Below are 15,306 nucleotides of genomic sequence, written 5' to 3'. Positions count from 1 at the left end.
CACGGATCCGCAGACGATGACCGTGCTCATCCTGACCAGTGATGAAGACGTGACGGCGGACATGGTGGTCCTCCGCCTCCGCGAGGCCCAGGTGCCCGTCGTCCGGTTCGACCCCGCCGATCTGACCGACGGGGTCGCGCTGTCGGGCGAGTACGCACACGGCGCCTGCCACGGGCAACTGTCCGTCGGCGGGCGCCTGGTGGACCTGGACGGGCTGCGCTCCGTCTGGGTGCGCAGGCCCGGCGCGGCGGCCGCGCGCGCCGCCCAGCCCTCCGCCTGGCTGACCGAGGAGTCCGCGCAGGCGCTGTACGGCATGCTCCGCTGCACCGACGCACGCTGGATGAACCATCCGGACGCGGCCCGCCGCGCCCGGTACAAGCCCTGGCAGTTGCGGCACGCCCAGCGCAGCGGCCTCACCGTGCCGGCCACGCTGATCACCACGTTCCCGCAAGCGGCGCGGGAGTTCGCCGGACGCCACCCGGACCTGGTGGTCAAGCCGGTCTCCGGAGCGCATCCGCAGGAGCCGCCGCGGGCGGTACCGACCAGCAGGGTCGCGCCGGACGCGGACTTCACGGCGGTCGCCTACGGGCCGACGCTGCTCCAGCAACGCGTGCCGAAGCAGGCCGACATCCGGCTCACCGCCGTCGGCGGCACCCTGCTGGCGGCCCGCAAACCGGTCGATCCGGACGCCCATCCCGACGACGTGGACGTCCGGTTCGCCCCGTCCGTGTCACCGTGGCGGCCCGTCGCGGTGCCCGCATGGGCCGCCGAGGGGGTCCTGCGCTACCTCCGGGGCGCCGGACTGGCGTACGGTGCCTTCGACTTCGCGGAGGACGCGGACGGCGTCTGGTGGTTCCTGGAGTGCAATCAGTCCGGTCAGTTCGGTTTTGTGGAGATGGACACCGGGCAGCCGATCGCCGCCACCATCGCGCAGTGGCTCGCGGGGGACGGGCTCTCGGAGGACGGCTGTGCCGATGCCGCTCCGGGCGCGGCCCGTTGAGGACGCGGGGACCGGTTCGACGAGAGGAACGTCATATGCGCATCGGACTGCTGGGTACGGGCCCCTGGGCGCGGGCGGTGTACGCCCCCGCTCTCGCCGGGCACCCCGGTGTGGAGTTCGCCGGGGTGTGGGGCCGCCGCCCCGAGGCGGCCGCCGCGCTCGCGCAGCGGTACGACAGCAGGCCGTACGCCGACGTGGACGCGCTGCTGGCCGACGTGGACGCGGTCGCCATCGCCCTGCCGCCGTCCGTACAGGCACCGCTGGCGGTGCGGGCGGCGCGGGCCGGGCGGCATCTGCTCCTGGACAAGCCGCTCGCGCTGTCGGTCGAGGACGCGCGTGCCGTGGCCGAGGCGGCGGAGCGGGCCCAGGTGGCGTCGGTCGTCTTCTTCACCCCACGCTTCCAGAAGGAACCGCGGAACTGGATCGAGGAACAGGCCGCGGTGAAGGGCTGGTTCACGGCGCGGGCGCAGTGGCTGGGGGCGGTGTTCACCACCGACAGCCCCTATGCGACCTCTCCGTGGCGCCAGGAGAAGGGGGCACTGTGGGACGTGGGCCCGCACGCGCTGTCCGTGCTGCTGCCGATCCTCGGCGATGTCACCCGTGTGGTGGCGGCCCGCGGTCCGGGGGACACCGTGCACCTGGTCCTCGACCACGCGGCCGGAGCCTCCAGCACCGTCACCCTCAGCCTGACGGCCCCGCAGGAGGCCGCCGGGGTCGAATTCGAGCTGCGCGGCGAGTCCGGTGTCACCGCCATGCCAGCCGCCTCCGACGACAACGCCCTCGGCCAGGCCATCGACGCCCTGCTGACCTGCGTCGAGACCGGCCGCCGCCACCCCTGCGACGCGGCCTTCGGCCTGCGGGTGACGGAGATCCTGGCGGCGGCGGAGGCCCGCCTGGCGGCCGAGGCGGAATGACGACACGGGATCTCCCCTGGAACACCCGGTGTCAGCCCGCGCCCCCTTCCCGTCGGGCCGTTCGCGGTGCCGGGACCGGTCCCGCCGCGTTTCTCGACGCCGCCGCGAAGATCCAGCGGTTGGCGGCCAGGGCGTCGTTCGGTTCCGGCAGCGGGCCGCGGCCGTGGCGGCGGGTGAAGTCGTAGGGGGTGCGGATCGTCGCCGTCCAGCCCAGCGAGGCGAGTTCGGCGGCCGAGTCGGGGCGGGGCTCGGCGTCGAAGAGGGCGAGCAGGTCGATGCCGAGGCGCCGGCGGGTCTCGGTGTAGACGGGGCTGGACCGCACCTGCGGGGACTCCACGAGGTCCTTGATCTCGTACGCGAGGGTGCTGTCCGCCGCACTGAGCCGGTCGACCGTGGCGACGAGGCGCCGTTCGGCCGCCGCCGGCAGATAGAGCAGCAGCCCCTCGGCCAGCCACGCCGTGGGCTCAGCGGGGTCGAAGCCCGCGGACAGCAGGACGTCGGCCCAGTCCTCGCGCAGGTCGGCCGCGAGCGGACGGCGCTCGGCCGCGTGGGCGGCCCCCAGCCGGTCGAGGACCGTCTGTTTGAAGGCCAGCACCTCCGCCGTGTCCACCTCGTACACCGCACACCCCGGCGGCCAGTCCAGCCGGTACGCCCGGCAGTCCAGGCCCGCGCCGAGGAGCACCACCTGACGCACGCCCAGATGGGCCGAGCGCAGCAGATGGTCGTCCAGGACGCGGGTGCGCAGGGCGAAGTACCGGCCGAGCCTGCCCCACAGCGGGTCGGCGTCGCCGTCGGGCACCTGCCCAGGACGCACCGGCCAGCTCGCCGAGGCCGGCGCCGCGCGCACGAAGTGCTCGGCGAAGGGGTCGCGGGCCAGCGCGTCGGGGCGATGCGTCTCGATCGCGCGGGCGGCGGCCACCAGCAGGGCGGTGCGGCCCACGCCCCGCGCGACCCCGGCGGTCAGGCCCCCGGCCGTATGCACGGCACCTCCCCGGTCCCGAGCGCCGGCGCGGCCCAGGCCGCCGGGTCGGAGGCGGTGGTGGTCCGGGCGCCGTAGACGACGCGCATGAACCTCAGGACGTCGTCGTAGGCCAGATGCAGGGCCGCGGTGCAGTCCGTCAGGACGGTCACATGGAAGCCTTTCTGGAACGCCGTGCGAGCGGTGGTGTCCACGCACACGTCGGCGTACACCCCGGCGAAGACCAGGTGGCCGATGCCGCGCGCGCGGAGGTGGTCCTCGAAGCCCTCGCCGAGGAAGGCGTCGAAGCGGGCGCGTTTGGTGAAGACGCGCTCGCCCGGTGCCGGGGCGACCCGGTGGAACTCGGCGCCCCAGGAGCCCTCCAGGCACTTCGGCCGCTTGCCGAGAGCCTGGTCCCGCGAGCGCCAGGCGGCGCCCTGGTGCTCGGGGTCGCCGGTGAACCGTACGAAGATCACCTCGATGTCGCGCGCGCGGGCCGCGGCCACCGCCCGGACGGTGCCGGAGACGGCCGCGTCCAGGACGGCGGGGTCGCCGCCGAAGCGGGCGAGGGCGGCCGGCCCGGTGCAGAAGTCGTTCTGCACGTCCACCACGACCAGGGCCGTCCGCTCCCCCGGCACGCCGGTCACGATCCGCCGGCCGGGGCGGTCGCGGGTGACCCGCCGGGCGCGTCCAGGGCGTCCAGCAGGGCGTCGGCCACGGCGGTGGTGGAGTGCCGCCCGCCGAGGTCGGGCGTGGATACGCCCCGCTCCTCCAGGATCCGCAGCGCCTTCTCCACGGCCTCCACCGCCCCGGCCCGTCCGGCATGTCGCTCGGCGACGCGCGCGGCCGCGCGGATGGTCGCCACCGGGTTGACGAGGCCCCGCCCGGCGATGTCGTCGGCGGAGCCGTGCACCGTCTGGTACTCGGTGAGTCCCGCCAGCGCGGGATCGAGGAAGACGTTCTCGGTGCAACGGTTCTCCTGCCGCTCGGAGCCGAACCGGTCGAGCAGCATGACGTGCATGATGTCGGCCCATTCGTTCCCGGCGATCAGCAGCGTCCGGTCGGGCAGGCCGTGGGTGATGAGGTTGCGGTTGACCGTGTCCGGCTGGAACAGGCCGATCTCCACGCCCAGTTCCTCCGCCAGCTCGCTCACCCAGTCGTCCAGCGCGCCGTCCAGGAGATGGAACTTGTACGCCATGACGATGCGGCCGATCCGCCCGTCCGGCCACTCCTGCCGGGCCCGGCGCAGGGCGTAGCGGACCACGCTCGCGGTGATGTCCCGGCCGAAGGTCATGGTGCGGGTGAGCTCGCCGGGCGTGTGCCGGTTCTCGCCGGTGTAGAACCCCTGGGCCTGGTCCCGCACCAGCAGCAGGGAGCGGCCGTCGGCGCCGAGGAGGTCCACCTTGACGGCGCGCAGCCGTTGGCGGACGAGGTAGAGGGACTGGGCGTTGACGGCGGTCCGGAAGACCGCCGTGGTGCCCCGCGCGGCGCGGGTGCGGCAGAACCGCTCGTAGTGGTCCGCGTCCGCGGCGGTCAGCTCGCGGACGCGGTCGAGGCCGGGTTCGGCGCGCAGCGAGTGGTAGGAGTGGTAGAGCCGTGGGGAACGCTCGATCGTCACCGTGCCCGGATGCCCGGCGGTCAGCGCGCCGAGCACCCGCTCGAAGACGTCCGCGAGTTCGGGTCCGGTGCCCCGGCCCACGGCCAGTCCGATGACGGGCGCGTTCGGGTCGTGGGTCACTGGTCGGTGCCCGTGGTGAGGTGGTCGCCGGGGATGCCGGACTTCTCCGGGCGGTAGTAGTCGCGGATACCGTCGGCCCAGGTGACCACGGGGACACGGTCGCCGTGGACCGGCTCGAAAGCGTCGAACAGGGCCTCGATGTTGGGGCGCTGGAAGCCGATGGCGGTCATCAGGGCGACGAAGTGGGGGCGTTCGACATAGCCGTCGCCGTCCGGGTCGCCGAGCGCGGCGAGGGCCTCGGCGAACTCGTTGACGGTGACGTCGAAACGCTGGGGGTCGAGCACGATGGCGTTGAACTCGGCGGGGCTGACCTGCCCGTCACCGTCGGCGTCCAGCTCGGTGCGCAGGGTGTCCCAGTAGCTCTGGAAGGCCTTGAGCATCCGGTGCTTCGCGCCGTCCCCGGCCTCGGGCACGGCCTCGACGACGCGCCTGCCCATCAGCTCGAAGTCGCCGGGGTCCAGTACGCCGTTGCCGTTCGCGTCGAACAGCGAGAAGACGAGTTCGACGCGGTTGTTCGCCTCGGTGGTGGCCATGGTGTTTTCCCCTCCGGTCGTGCGGTGCTCACATACGCCGCCGGCCCCTGGGCCCGGCGGCGGCTCCACTATCGGCTCGCCACCCGCGTCCGGTGAGGGAAAGCAGGCCAACTGCCCCCGAACGAAGGAAGTTTCGCGTCGGAGGCATGAACCCGCCGATCTTGGAAAGCATCGTGCACCGGACCGTCACTCCTCGGGGGCACCGCCTGCCGACCGTCCCAGCCAGAAGTTCACCCGCTCCCGTACGACCGGGTACCCGGCCGTGGCGAAATGCGCGGCCATCGGGACGTTGGACCGGTCGGTGGCGGCGGCGATGAAGCCGGCGCCCTCGGCGGCCAGGAAGTGGGTGCACTCGGCGAGCAGGTCGTAGGCGTAGCCGTGGCCGCGGTGTTCGGGGACCACGCCGATGAATCCGACGCACGGGCCGGAGGGGTTGCGGGCGGGGATGTGGAGGCCGACCGGGTCGCCGGCGCGGGTGCGGGCGAGCCGCCACCAGGAGCGCGGCGAGGGCATCCAGTGGAAGACGTCCAGGTCCTCCCGAGCGGCCTGCTCGACCCCGCCCCGCGCGATGGCCCGGCGGGCGTGCGCGTCGAGGGTGACGGAGTGGACGCGGCGCAGCAGGCCGAGGAAGACGGCGTCGTCCGGTTCCGGGGTGAAGACCAGGCGGCCGGGGCGCTCGGGCAGGCCGTGGTCCGGGGTCCAGCGGTAGACGAAGCGCTCCACCAGCGGCGTGTAGCCGGCCAGGCGCGCGGCCGCGGCGCGGGTCTCGGCGGCGGCCCGCAGCCGCGGGTCGGCGCGCCAGCCGCCAGGCAGGTCCAGTTCGAGTTCGTCCGGACGCCGGGGCGCGGTCCGCAGGAGTTCGGCGCCGGCCGCCTCCTCGCCCTCGGCGACGTCCAGCCAGTTGATCAGCATCGGCTCGGTGTCCTCGGCGCGCCCCCACCAGGCGGCGCGGGCCACGGTACGGCCGTCGCGCAGGGCGATGCGCTGCCACTCGGGGCGGAAGGCGACCAGCCGGTGCCTCTCGGCGAGGGCCAGCGGGTCGGGCATGGTGTGGAACAGGTGCGCACTGTGCTCGTCGAGCGTGCGCATGACCAGCTCGGTCACGGAGTCCTCCGGGATACGTGCCGCGAACGACCTCGCGGCGGGACGCGCTCCCGGTCAGGCCTGGCACACCCGGACGGCGGGGAGGAGGGAGCGCATGTTGATGGCGGCCATGACACTCGCCTCCTTCGTCCGTCTCGCGTCCGTCTCGGATGTGCGCCCGGACGCTATCCGGACCGCCCGTCCGGCGTCCAGCGGATTTCCGTACCGCCCCCGGTGGGAGCCGTCGGCGCGCGGGAGGAGGCGACCGACGGGCCCTCCTCCCGGCGGCGGCGTAGCGTGGGCATGTGCGATCGGTGCTCGAATGGTCGTCGCGTGGGAGCCAGGAGGATCGCGGCTGGTTGCGGGGTGCTCCGCCGCCGTGGTGGATCCGGCTGCTGCCGGTGCTGCTGCTGGTCGGGGTCACCCTCGCCGCGACCGTCACCCCGCACGCCAGCGACCTCGGCTTCCTGCTGGGCGCGATCCCGCCGCTCGCCGTCCTGTCCTACGGCCCGCTGGTCACCGCCCTGCTCGGGGCCCTCGTGGTGGCGGCCCTCAACGTGCCGATGACCCACCTGAACCGGCCCGGCAACACCGACCTCCTCACCATCGTCTTCGTCGCCCTGCTCAGCGTGTTCGTGTCGTTCGTGCGCAGCCGCCGCGACGCGCAGCTCAAGGTGGAGCGCACCATCGGCGAGGCCGTGCAGCGGGCGGTGATGCCGCCGCTGCCCGAGCGGGTGGGGCGGGTCGGCTGCGCGGGCTTCTACCGGGCCGCCGAGAACGGCACGCTGGTGGGCGGGGACTTCTTCGACGTACGCGAAGGACCGTACGGCGTACGGGCGGTGATGGGCGATGTGCGCGGGCACGGGCTGACGGCGGTCGCGACCGTGGTCTCCCTGCTGGGCGCGTTCCGCGAGGCGGTCCTGGACCAGCAGGACCTGGAGTCGGTGGCGTCCCGGATGGACCGCCGGCTCGCGGTGGACGCGGCGGGCACGCCGGACGGGGAGCTGTTCGCGACCGCGGTGCTGGTGGAGTTCCCGGCCGGTGCGCGCACGATGCGGGTGGTGGCCTGCGGTCATCCGGCGCCGGTGCTGCTGCGCGAGGGCGACGCGCGGGAGATCACCGTGACGCCGGGCACTCCGCTGGGGATCGGCCTCATCGGGGCGGATGCACCGAAGGAGGTCACGGTGTCGCTGGAGCCGGGCGACCGGCTGCTGCTGGCCTCCGACGGCGTCTGGGAGGCACGGGACCGCTCCGGGGTCTTCTACCCGCTGCCGGACCGGCTGGCCGCCCTCGCGCACACCCGTGACGGCGAGCTGCCCAGCGCCGTGTGGGCCGATCTCGCACGGCTGCGCTACGAGGTCCGCGACGACGCGACGATGCTGGTCCTGTCACCGGCCCCGGACGACCCGCCCGCCTGACCCGCTCACCCCGCCGGAGCCCGTCAGCCCACGTCCCAGAGGAACCGGTGCGTGTGGATGCCGAAGTACGGGAAGGACCGGAGCTCGCGGACGCCCTCGGTCGGGCGGACCACGTCGTTGACGAAGTCCAGCAGCGCCTTCGGGCCGGACGCGACCACCTCGGCGAAGAGATCGAAGCCGCCGGAGGTGAGCACCGCGTACACGACCTCGGGCCGCTCGGCGAGCGCGTCGGCGACCACGCGCGGGTCGCCGTCCACGCCGATGCCGAGCAGCGCCATGGCCTGGCCGCCCATCGCCATCGGATCGGTGACGCCGACCACTTGGACGGCGCGGGAGTCCAGCAGCCGCTGGAGCCGCTGCCGGGCCGCCGAGGCGGACAGGCCCACCCTGGGCCCGAGGTCGGCGTAGGCGATACGGCCGTCGGTCTGGAGCTCGCGCAGGATGGCCCGGTCGATGTCGTCCATGGCGGTCATCATGCCCCTCGTCTCATCCCGCCAGTTCGGCGAGGGCGCCCGCGAACACCTCGGTGTGCCGGTCGACGTCCTGCTCGGTGGTGTCGGGGCACATCAGCGCCATGTTGTGGAACGGCGTGAGCAGGATGCCCCGGTTGGCGAGGTACAGGTGCAGGAAGTCCTCCAGCTCGGCGTCGGCGGCCGCCGCCGACTCGGTGCCGGTGCGCGGGGCGGGCGCGGTGAAGCGGTACTCGGCGCGTGCCCCGAGCCGGCTCACCGACCAGGGCAGGGCGTGCGCCTCGATGCCGGCGCGCACGCCCGCCTCGAAGCGTTCGCACAGCTTGCCCATCCAAGCGAACGCCTCGTCGGTGAGGACGTGTTCGAGGGTGGCGCGGGTGGCCGCGACCGACAGGGCGTTGCCGGCGAGGGTGCCGCCGACGCCGCCCATGTCGACGAGGTCGAGGTCGCGGCGGGCCAGCAGCCGGTCGGCCAGTTCGGCGGAGAGGCCGTAGGCGCCGGCCGGGATGCCGCCGCCGATCGCCTTGCCGATGGTGAGCATGTCCGGTTCGAGGTCCCAGGCGCCGGTGCAGCCGCCGGGGCCGGCGGAGAAGGTGTGGGTCTCGTCGTTGATCAGCAAAGTGTCGTACCGCCTGGTCAGCTCGCGGACGCCGGCGAGGTAGCCGGGCTCGGGCAGCACGATGCCGATGTTGGTGAGCGCGGGCTCCATGAGGAGGGCGGCCACGTCGCCGTGGGCGAGTTCGCGCTCCAGCGCGTCGAGGTCGTTGAACTCGGCGACCCTGCTGGTGCGGGTCACCTCGCAGGGCGCGCCGACGTTGCCGGGCCGTGCGGTGCCCTCGCCGCCGGGGCCGGTGACGATCAGCGACTCGTCCACGCTGCCGTGGTAGCAGTAGCTGTGGAAGAGGATCTTGGGCCGTCCGGTGAGGGCGCGGGCGAGCCGGATCGCCCAGCGGTTGGCGTCGGTCGCGGTGAGCGAGAAGCTCCAGCGGGCCAGGCCGAAGCGCCGGGTCAGCTCGGCGCCGACCCACTCGGCGTCCTCGGTGGGCAGCATGGCGGTGGCCCCGCCGAGTTCCGCGAAGCGCCGCTGGACCGCCTCGGTGACCGCCGCGGGCGAGTGGCCCGCCATCGCGCCGGTGTCGCCGAGGCAGAAGTCGATGTACTCGTGCCCGTCCACATCGCTCACCCGTGCCCCGCGTGCCCCCGCCAGATACCGGGGGAACGCGCCGGCCGTCTTGTTCATCCAGGTCATCGGCACCCGGCCGAAGAGATGGCCGGCCCCGGCGTAGGCGGCGCGCGAGCGCGGGTTGCGGCGCTCGGCCTCGGCGCTCTCGCGGGCCAGAAGGGTGCGCAGCCGGGTGCGGTCCATGGAAAACCTCGCTGGAATCGGGCGACGGAACGACGCGAGGCTACGACGGGAAACGTAACCTTCTCAAGGGATCGCGCGTGAATCGATTGCAGAAACGCTCGAATCGTGCGCCGAGTCAATCTGCCACCCTCGAAGGAGTGACACAGCCACCTCGTCCGGCTGACGAACCGGTACGCGGAGTTCGAACGCGTCGACACAAACGCCAGGCCGCGCCACCCCTTCCGCCGCATAGAAATATCTACGAGCATGCATATGCCGGGTTGCTGTGCGAACGCACCGAGTGCCCGAGAACGCGGAGCAGTGCATGACGAACACGATGTGGATGCGGGGCGTGGAATGGCTGGCGGCAGCGGCGGCCGACCCGCGCGCGTGCAAGTGGGAGTGGGACCACGGTGAGGGGATCGCACTGCTGGAGGCGGGGCGCTTCTGGGATGTGCTCAGCGTCCCCGAGCGGCTGGGGCTGCTCACCCTCGACCTGCTGTGGCAGCCCGCGCTGCCGGCGCCGGGCCCGACCCTGGTGGACCTCGCGGCCGGCCGGGTCGGCTTCTTCCTGCCGCCCGACCCCGTCGGCGGCTGGGTCGGCGCGGGCCTGCGCTATGCGACCAGGGGCTCCTGGGTCGCCGTACCGCCGCCCTACCGGCCCGCCCGCTCCCTGGAGTGGCTGGTGCCGCCCGACGGCACCGGCACCCTGCACTCCCCCGGCGCCCTGGAGGACGCGCTGCGGCAGGCCAACGGCACCCTGACGGTCCTCACGACACCACCGCGCGAGCAGCGGGAACCGTAACGGACGCACGCGCGGGAAAACAGGCGCGGGGCCCCGACCGGCCCCCCGTCCCGGTCGTGCCCCGCTGATAGTGAACTTACGTGCGACGCGCGGTCCGTACCAGCGCACCGGTGCCCGGCGCCCCGCGCGGAGCACTCACCGGTGCACAGCCACGTCCGCTTGGTCCCGGTTCGCCGGGCCGAGGGCGGGCACGGGAAGCTCACCGGTGACGAGGTGGGCGAGGACGACCTCGTACAGGTCGGTGCCCCCGGCCAGCAGTCGGCGCTCCAGGACGGGCTCGGCGGCCCGTACGTGCTCCCGTACGGTCTGGGCGTGCACCCCCCGTGCCGCCGCGGCGGGCCCGGCGTTGGCGTCGGTGGCCAGCCAGGCGCGCAGGGTGCCGCGCAGGTCCCGGCCGTCGGCGTCGAGGCGCCCGAGCAGGCCCCGCGCCCAGGAGCGCAGCGCGTCGCCGCCGAGCAGCTCCGCGAACCCGGCGGGCGGGGCCGGGGCGTTGCCGCCGGCGTCGTACGGGCCGTGCGCCGCCTCGGTGTTGAGCGCGATGTGCGCCACCGCGCGTACGGCCAGGGCGGAGAAATCGGCGCCGAGCAGCGCGGCCACCCGGTCCATGCGGGCGCGCACCGTGTTGCGGCTGACGCCGAGCACCTTGGCCGTGCTCACCGCGGTGAACTCCAGGCCGAGCCGGGTGGTCGCGAGCAGTTCGGCGCGCACGTGGTACGGCAGCGTGTCCAGCGGGCGCAGCACGGCCGCCGACCAGGCGTACAGCGCGGCCGGGTCCATCAGGCGGGCGGGGCGGGTGCGTTCGGCGTAGACGGCGGTCCGCTCCGGGCTGAAGCGGGCCACCGCGAGGGCGGTGACGGCCTGTCCGTAGGCGGTGGCGGTCAGGGCGAGGCGCTGGCGGGGGCTGCCGCCCAGGTAGATGCCGGGCCGGACCGCGACCAGGGAGCGCAGCCGGTCCTCCACCTCGGGAGCCGCGCCGAGGACGATGACGTGTTCGTCCATCGCGGGGCAGCGCACCACGAGGGCGCCACCACGGGTGGCCGCCCCGCATTCGTCAGCCAGCCGGTCGCGTTCGGCGGCGCTGCCCTCGATGACGTACACGCGGGCCGTGTCGCGCTCCAGCAGTCCGGGCCACAGTCCCGCGGCGACCCGGCGGGCGGAGACGGTGTCCTCGACCATCAGCAGTTGCAGGATGGCGAGCCGCAGATCGGCGGTGGCCCGCCGCAGCCGGTGCCTGGCCTGCGCCAACTCGCGCTCGTGCAGAAGGAGTTCGAGTACGCCCGCGGTGTGTCCGAGGATCTCGGTGGTGTGCCGGTCGAAGGGCTCCGGGCGGGCCACTGCCAGGACGGCGGAGGCCTCCGGGCCGGGTCCGGGATGCCGTATCCCGACCAGGCGGACATGCCGGGTGCCGTCCTGCAGCCCGGCGGCGGAGACCCGGCCCGCGGCCACGTCGGCGACGACGGCGGGGTCCAGCGCCGGCCGCTGCCCGGTCCCGGCGAGCAGGCCGCCGCGCGCGTCCTGGAGGTGCACGGCGGACCCGGTGCTCCGGGCGAGCCAGGCGACCAGCCGGTCCAGGTCGCGGGCCGCGGGACGCAGCTGGTCGAGCAGTTCGCGCGCCCAGGCGCCGCCGGTCTGGTACGACGGCCGGGACAACGGCTGCTCGTCCGCTCGGCGTGCCACGTGTCCCCCTCCTGTCGTCCGGATCGTCCACCGGTTCGGCCGGTGTGCGCAGCGGGACGTTACCCGACCGTTCACCCGGTCGCCCCATCCGGGCGGACATGGCTCCGCCGGCGGCCCGGGGGGGGGTGGGGCCGCCGACGGAGGCAACGCCTCCGGGGCGGGGGGAAAGCTCCGGATGGCTCAGGACTCGGGTGCCCGCGGATCGGGGGGATACACCAGGGAATTCTCCGGGGGCCGCGGGGGGGCGTTTCCGGGGTGTGCGCGTGCCCCGTCCGGGGCGCGTGCGCGACCGGCGGCGCCCCTGCCGCCCGCACCGCCTGCGGGTACGGCATAAGCTCGGTGAATGGCGAAGTACTTCGACGTGCACCCCGAGAACCCGCAGGCCCGGAGCATCGCGCAGATCGCGGACGCGGTCAGGTCGGGGGCGCTGATCGCATACCCGACCGACTCCTGCTACGCGCTCGGCTGCCGGCTGGGCAGCCAGGACGGCGTGGACCGCATCCGGGCCATCCGCCGGCTGGACGACCGCCACCACTTCACGCTGATGTGCCGGGACTTCGCGCAGCTCGGCCAGTTCGTACGGGTGGACAACGATGTGTTCAGGGCCGTGAAGGCGTCCACGCCCGGCAGCTACACCTTCATCCTCCCGGCCACCCGCGAGGTCCCGCGCAAGCTGATGCACCCGAAGAAGAAGACCGTGGGCGTGCGCATCCCGGACCATGTGGTCACCCAGGCGCTGCTGGCCGAGCTGGGCGAGCCGCTGCTGTCCAGCACGCTGCTGCTGCCGGACGAGGAGGAGCCGATGACCCAGGGCTGGGAGATCAAGGACCGCCTCGACCACGTGGTGGACGCGGTGGTCGACTCCGGGGACTGCGGCACCGAGCCGACCACGGTGATCGACTTCTCCGGCGGCGAGGCGGAGATCGTCCGGCGCGGCGCGGGCGACACCGCACGGTTCGAGTGACGGCGCGGGCGGTACGGCGGACCGCCCGCGAAGCTTCCGGATCTTGCGTGGCAGCATGAGAGCCGCCCACCGCGCCCCGCGCGTTCGCCCAGGACACCTCGCGTATCCGCGGCGCGAGGGGCACCCGCCGCCCGCCATTCCTTCCCCCCAGGAGGCCCGTCACCATGACCGACGTACAGGGAGCATCCGTCGACATCCCGACCGAGGACGGCACCGCCGACGCCTACCTCGCCCATCCCGCGGACGGCGAGCCGCATCCGGGCGTCCTGCTGTACCAGGACGCCTACGGTCTGCGCCCGCAGCTGCGCTCGATGGCCGACCGGCTGGCGTCGGCCGGGTACACCGTCCTGGTGCCGAACGTGTTCTACCGGCACGGCTCCACCCCGCTCGGCGAGCTGCCGGAGTTCATCGACCCGGCGGCCGACCCGACCCTCTGGCAGCGCATCGGCCCGGTGATGAGCTCCCTCACACCCGAGCAGACCCGGCGGGACGCGGACGCCTACCTGGGCTTCCTCGCGGACAACCCGTTCGTCACCGATGGCCCCATCGCGCTGACCGGCTACTGCATGGGCGCCCGGCTCGCCCTGCGCACGGCCGCCACGCACCCCGACCGGGTCGCCGCGGCGGCCGGGTTCCACGGCGGCAAGCTGGTCACGGACGCCCCGGACAGCCCGCACCGCGGCGCCGGAGACGTCACCGCCGAGCTGTACTTCGGCTTCGCCGACCGGGACGCCTCCATGCCGGCCGAGCAGATCCGGGAGCTGGAGCGGACGCTGGACGCGGCCGGGGTGCGCCACACCTGCGAGGTGTATCCGGGCGCGCAGCACGGCTACACGCAGGCCGACACCCCGGCGTACGACCGGGAGGCCGACGAGCGCCACTGGGCGGCCCTGCTGGCCCTGCTCGACCGCGCCTTCTGACACGCCTTCCGACTCCTTCACACTTTCCGGACCATCCGTCACCGGCCCATGGCGCCCGCCCCGCGGCGGGCGCCGGGCGGCGCGGTGACCCCTCCGGAGAACGAGAACCCGCGCCCAACTCGTTGACAGGGACACGACTTCGGCACCAGGCTGAGAGCGCTCTCAGGCAGGTACGGACCAGGAACCGGGGTCCGTACGACCCCGACCCCACACGGAGGTGGAGAGTGCCGCACATCCGAACCCGCAGCGCGCTGCCGATCGTCGCCGCCACCGCCCTCGTCGGCGGAGCGCTCGCCCTCGGCGTCCCCCAACACGCCACGGCGGCCGTGCCCGACACCATCGCGCTGACCGTCACCAACAACTCGGGCCGTGCCCAGCCCGTCTACCTCTACGACCTCGGCACCCAGCTCGCCTCCGGGCAGCAGGGCTGGGCGGACGCGAACGGCGTCTTCCACGCCTGGCCGGCCGGCGGGAATCCGCCGACTCCCGCGCCGGACGCGGCGATTCCGGGGCCGGCCGCCGGGCAGTCGACCACGATCCGCATCCCGAAGTTCTCCGGCCGGATCTACTTCTCCTACGGGCAGAAGCTCGTCTTCAAGCTCACCACCGGCGGTCTGGTGCAGCCGGCCGTGCAGAACCCGTCCGACCCCAACCACGACATCCTCTTCAACTGGTCCGAGTACACGCTCAATGACTCCGGGCTGTGGCTCAACAGCACGCAGGTGGACATGTTCTCGGCGCCGTACTCCGTCGGGGTGCGCCGCGCCGACGGGAGCGTCAGCACCACCGGGCAGCTGAAGCAAGGAGGTTGGTCGGGGTTCTTCAGCGCGCTGCGCGCCCGGCCCGGCGGCTGGTCCGGGCTGGTCCAGACCGGCTCCGACGGCTCGGTGCTGCGCGCGTTGTCGCCGCTGTACGGCGTGGAGACCGGCGCGCTGCCCGCGAGCGCGATGGACGACTACGTGAACCGGGTCTGGCAGAAGTACACGTCCTCGACGCTGACCGTCACGCCGTTCGCCGACCAGCCGGACAAGAAGTTCTACGGACGGGTCTCGGGGAACGTCATGAACTTTACCGACACCACCGGCGCGGTCGTCACCAGCTTCCAGAAGCCGGACGCGGACAGCGTGTTCGGCTGCCACAAGCTGCTGGACGCGCCCAACGACGCCGTGCGCGGCCCCATCTCCCGTACCCTGTGCGCCGGCTTCAACCGCTCGACGCTGCTGGTGAGTTCGCAGGCGCCGGACAACACGCCGGGTGACTTCTACCAGGACGCGGTGACCAACCAGTACGCGAAGGCGGTGCACGCGGAGATGGCCGACGGCAAGGCGTACGCGTTCGCCTTCGACGACGTCGGCAACCAGGAGTCGCTGGTCAACGACGGCGACCCGCAGCAGGCGTATCTCACGCTGGGTCCGCTGGACTGACCGCGTGCGAGGGTCCCGCTCCCCGGCCGGGGAGCGGGACCCTCGTGTTCAGGTGGT

General features: G+C 73.7%; 15 protein-coding genes. 7 read left to right on the top strand and 8 right to left on the bottom strand.

Annotated elements, in window-relative coordinates; translation table 11 throughout:
• The first annotated feature begins 16 nt into the window (after positions 1-16).
• Together tgmB and ACE4Q9_RS30895 are read left to right on the top strand one after the other, a co-directional pair.
• Positions 17-1,000 (top strand): ATP-grasp ribosomal peptide maturase, encoded by a 984-nt coding sequence (gene tgmB / locus ACE4Q9_RS30900; RefSeq protein WP_397987812.1) that lies wholly within the window; start codon positions 17-19, stop codon positions 998-1,000.
• A gap of 35 nt (positions 1,001-1,035) precedes the next feature.
• Complete coding sequence (locus ACE4Q9_RS30895) at positions 1,036-1,914, top strand: Gfo/Idh/MocA family protein (protein WP_397987811.1); 879 nt, start codon at positions 1,036-1,038, stop codon at positions 1,912-1,914.
• A 31-nt stretch (positions 1,915-1,945) separates the two neighbouring features.
• Here the strand turns inward: ACE4Q9_RS30895 and ACE4Q9_RS30890 are convergent, their stop codons facing one another.
• The 5 genes from ACE4Q9_RS30890 to ACE4Q9_RS30870 all read right to left on the bottom strand — a co-directional run bounded on the left by ACE4Q9_RS30890 (position 1,946) and on the right by ACE4Q9_RS30870 (position 6,247).
• The gene (locus ACE4Q9_RS30890) at positions 1,946-2,896 is read right to left on the bottom strand and encodes an SAM-dependent methyltransferase (protein ID WP_397987810.1); all 951 of its coding nucleotides are present in this window, start codon (positions 2,894-2,896) and stop codon (positions 1,946-1,948) included.
• On the bottom strand, positions 2,875-3,519 hold the full coding sequence (locus ACE4Q9_RS30885; protein ID WP_397987809.1) for a cysteine hydrolase family protein: 645 nt from the start codon (positions 3,517-3,519) through the stop codon (positions 2,875-2,877). Before ACE4Q9_RS30885 ends, ACE4Q9_RS30890 begins: the two co-directional genes overlap by 22 nt.
• Positions 3,516-4,610, bottom strand: a complete 1,095-nt coding sequence (locus tag ACE4Q9_RS30880) for an isocitrate/isopropylmalate family dehydrogenase (protein WP_397987808.1) — start codon at positions 4,608-4,610, stop codon at positions 3,516-3,518. The genes ACE4Q9_RS30885 and ACE4Q9_RS30880 overlap by 4 nt, the downstream gene beginning before the upstream one ends.
• Positions 4,607-5,143 carry an EF-hand domain-containing protein gene (locus ACE4Q9_RS30875; protein ID WP_397987807.1) on the bottom strand — a complete coding sequence of 179 codons (537 nt, stop codon included), beginning with the start codon at positions 5,141-5,143 and terminating at the stop codon, positions 4,607-4,609. Before ACE4Q9_RS30875 ends, ACE4Q9_RS30880 begins: the two co-directional genes overlap by 4 nt.
• A gap of 186 nt (positions 5,144-5,329) precedes the next feature.
• The gene (locus tag ACE4Q9_RS30870; protein ID WP_397987806.1) at positions 5,330-6,247 is read right to left on the bottom strand and encodes a GNAT family N-acetyltransferase; all 918 of its coding nucleotides are present in this window, start codon (positions 6,245-6,247) and stop codon (positions 5,330-5,332) included.
• Between the two features lie 338 nt (positions 6,248-6,585).
• Here ACE4Q9_RS30870 and ACE4Q9_RS30865 point away from each other — a divergent pair, with 338 nt between their 5' ends.
• Positions 6,586-7,644 carry a PP2C family protein-serine/threonine phosphatase gene (locus ACE4Q9_RS30865; RefSeq protein ID WP_397987805.1) on the top strand — a complete coding sequence of 353 codons (1,059 nt, stop codon included), beginning with the start codon at positions 6,586-6,588 and terminating at the stop codon, positions 7,642-7,644.
• Between the two features lie 23 nt (positions 7,645-7,667).
• Here the strand turns inward: ACE4Q9_RS30865 and ACE4Q9_RS30860 are convergent, their stop codons facing one another.
• Positions 7,668-8,108 carry an Lrp/AsnC family transcriptional regulator gene (locus ACE4Q9_RS30860; protein WP_397987804.1) on the bottom strand — a complete coding sequence of 147 codons (441 nt, stop codon included), beginning with the start codon at positions 8,106-8,108 and terminating at the stop codon, positions 7,668-7,670.
• A gap of 22 nt (positions 8,109-8,130) precedes the next feature.
• The gene (locus ACE4Q9_RS30855; RefSeq protein WP_397987803.1) at positions 8,131-9,480 is read right to left on the bottom strand and encodes a transaminase; all 1,350 of its coding nucleotides are present in this window, start codon (positions 9,478-9,480) and stop codon (positions 8,131-8,133) included.
• Between the two features lie 304 nt (positions 9,481-9,784).
• Here ACE4Q9_RS30855 and ACE4Q9_RS30850 point away from each other — a divergent pair, with 304 nt between their 5' ends.
• On the top strand, positions 9,785-10,264 hold the full coding sequence (locus ACE4Q9_RS30850; RefSeq protein WP_397987802.1) for a hypothetical protein: 480 nt from the start codon (positions 9,785-9,787) through the stop codon (positions 10,262-10,264).
• Positions 10,265-10,399: 135 nt separating this feature from the next.
• Here ACE4Q9_RS30850 and ACE4Q9_RS30845 read toward each other — a convergent pair whose 3' ends face one another.
• Positions 10,400-11,941 (bottom strand): helix-turn-helix domain-containing protein, encoded by a 1,542-nt coding sequence (locus ACE4Q9_RS30845; RefSeq protein ID WP_397987801.1) that lies wholly within the window; start codon positions 11,939-11,941, stop codon positions 10,400-10,402.
• Positions 11,942-12,284: 343 nt separating this feature from the next.
• On the opposite strand from ACE4Q9_RS30845, the gene ACE4Q9_RS30840 reads away from it, so the two are divergent.
• The 3 genes from ACE4Q9_RS30840 (at position 12,285) to ACE4Q9_RS30830 (ending at position 15,249) form a co-directional block, all read left to right on the top strand.
• Complete coding sequence (locus ACE4Q9_RS30840; RefSeq protein ID WP_397987800.1) at positions 12,285-12,905, top strand: L-threonylcarbamoyladenylate synthase; 621 nt, start codon at positions 12,285-12,287, stop codon at positions 12,903-12,905.
• Between the two features lie 164 nt (positions 12,906-13,069).
• Positions 13,070-13,825, top strand: coding sequence for a dienelactone hydrolase family protein (locus ACE4Q9_RS30835; RefSeq protein ID WP_397987799.1), 756 nt, complete (start codon positions 13,070-13,072; stop codon positions 13,823-13,825).
• A 224-nt stretch (positions 13,826-14,049) separates the two neighbouring features.
• A complete protein-coding gene (locus tag ACE4Q9_RS30830) occupies positions 14,050-15,249 on the top strand; it encodes a glycoside hydrolase family 64 protein (RefSeq protein WP_397987798.1) in 1,200 nt (399 codons plus the stop codon).
• Positions 15,250-15,306: the final 57 nt, after the last annotated feature.

It is taken from the genome of Streptomyces sp. AM6-12 (assembly GCF_044327085.1).
GTDB lineage: Bacteria > Actinomycetota > Actinomycetes > Streptomycetales > Streptomycetaceae > Streptomyces.
This window is presented reverse-complemented; position numbering and strand designations above follow the sequence as displayed.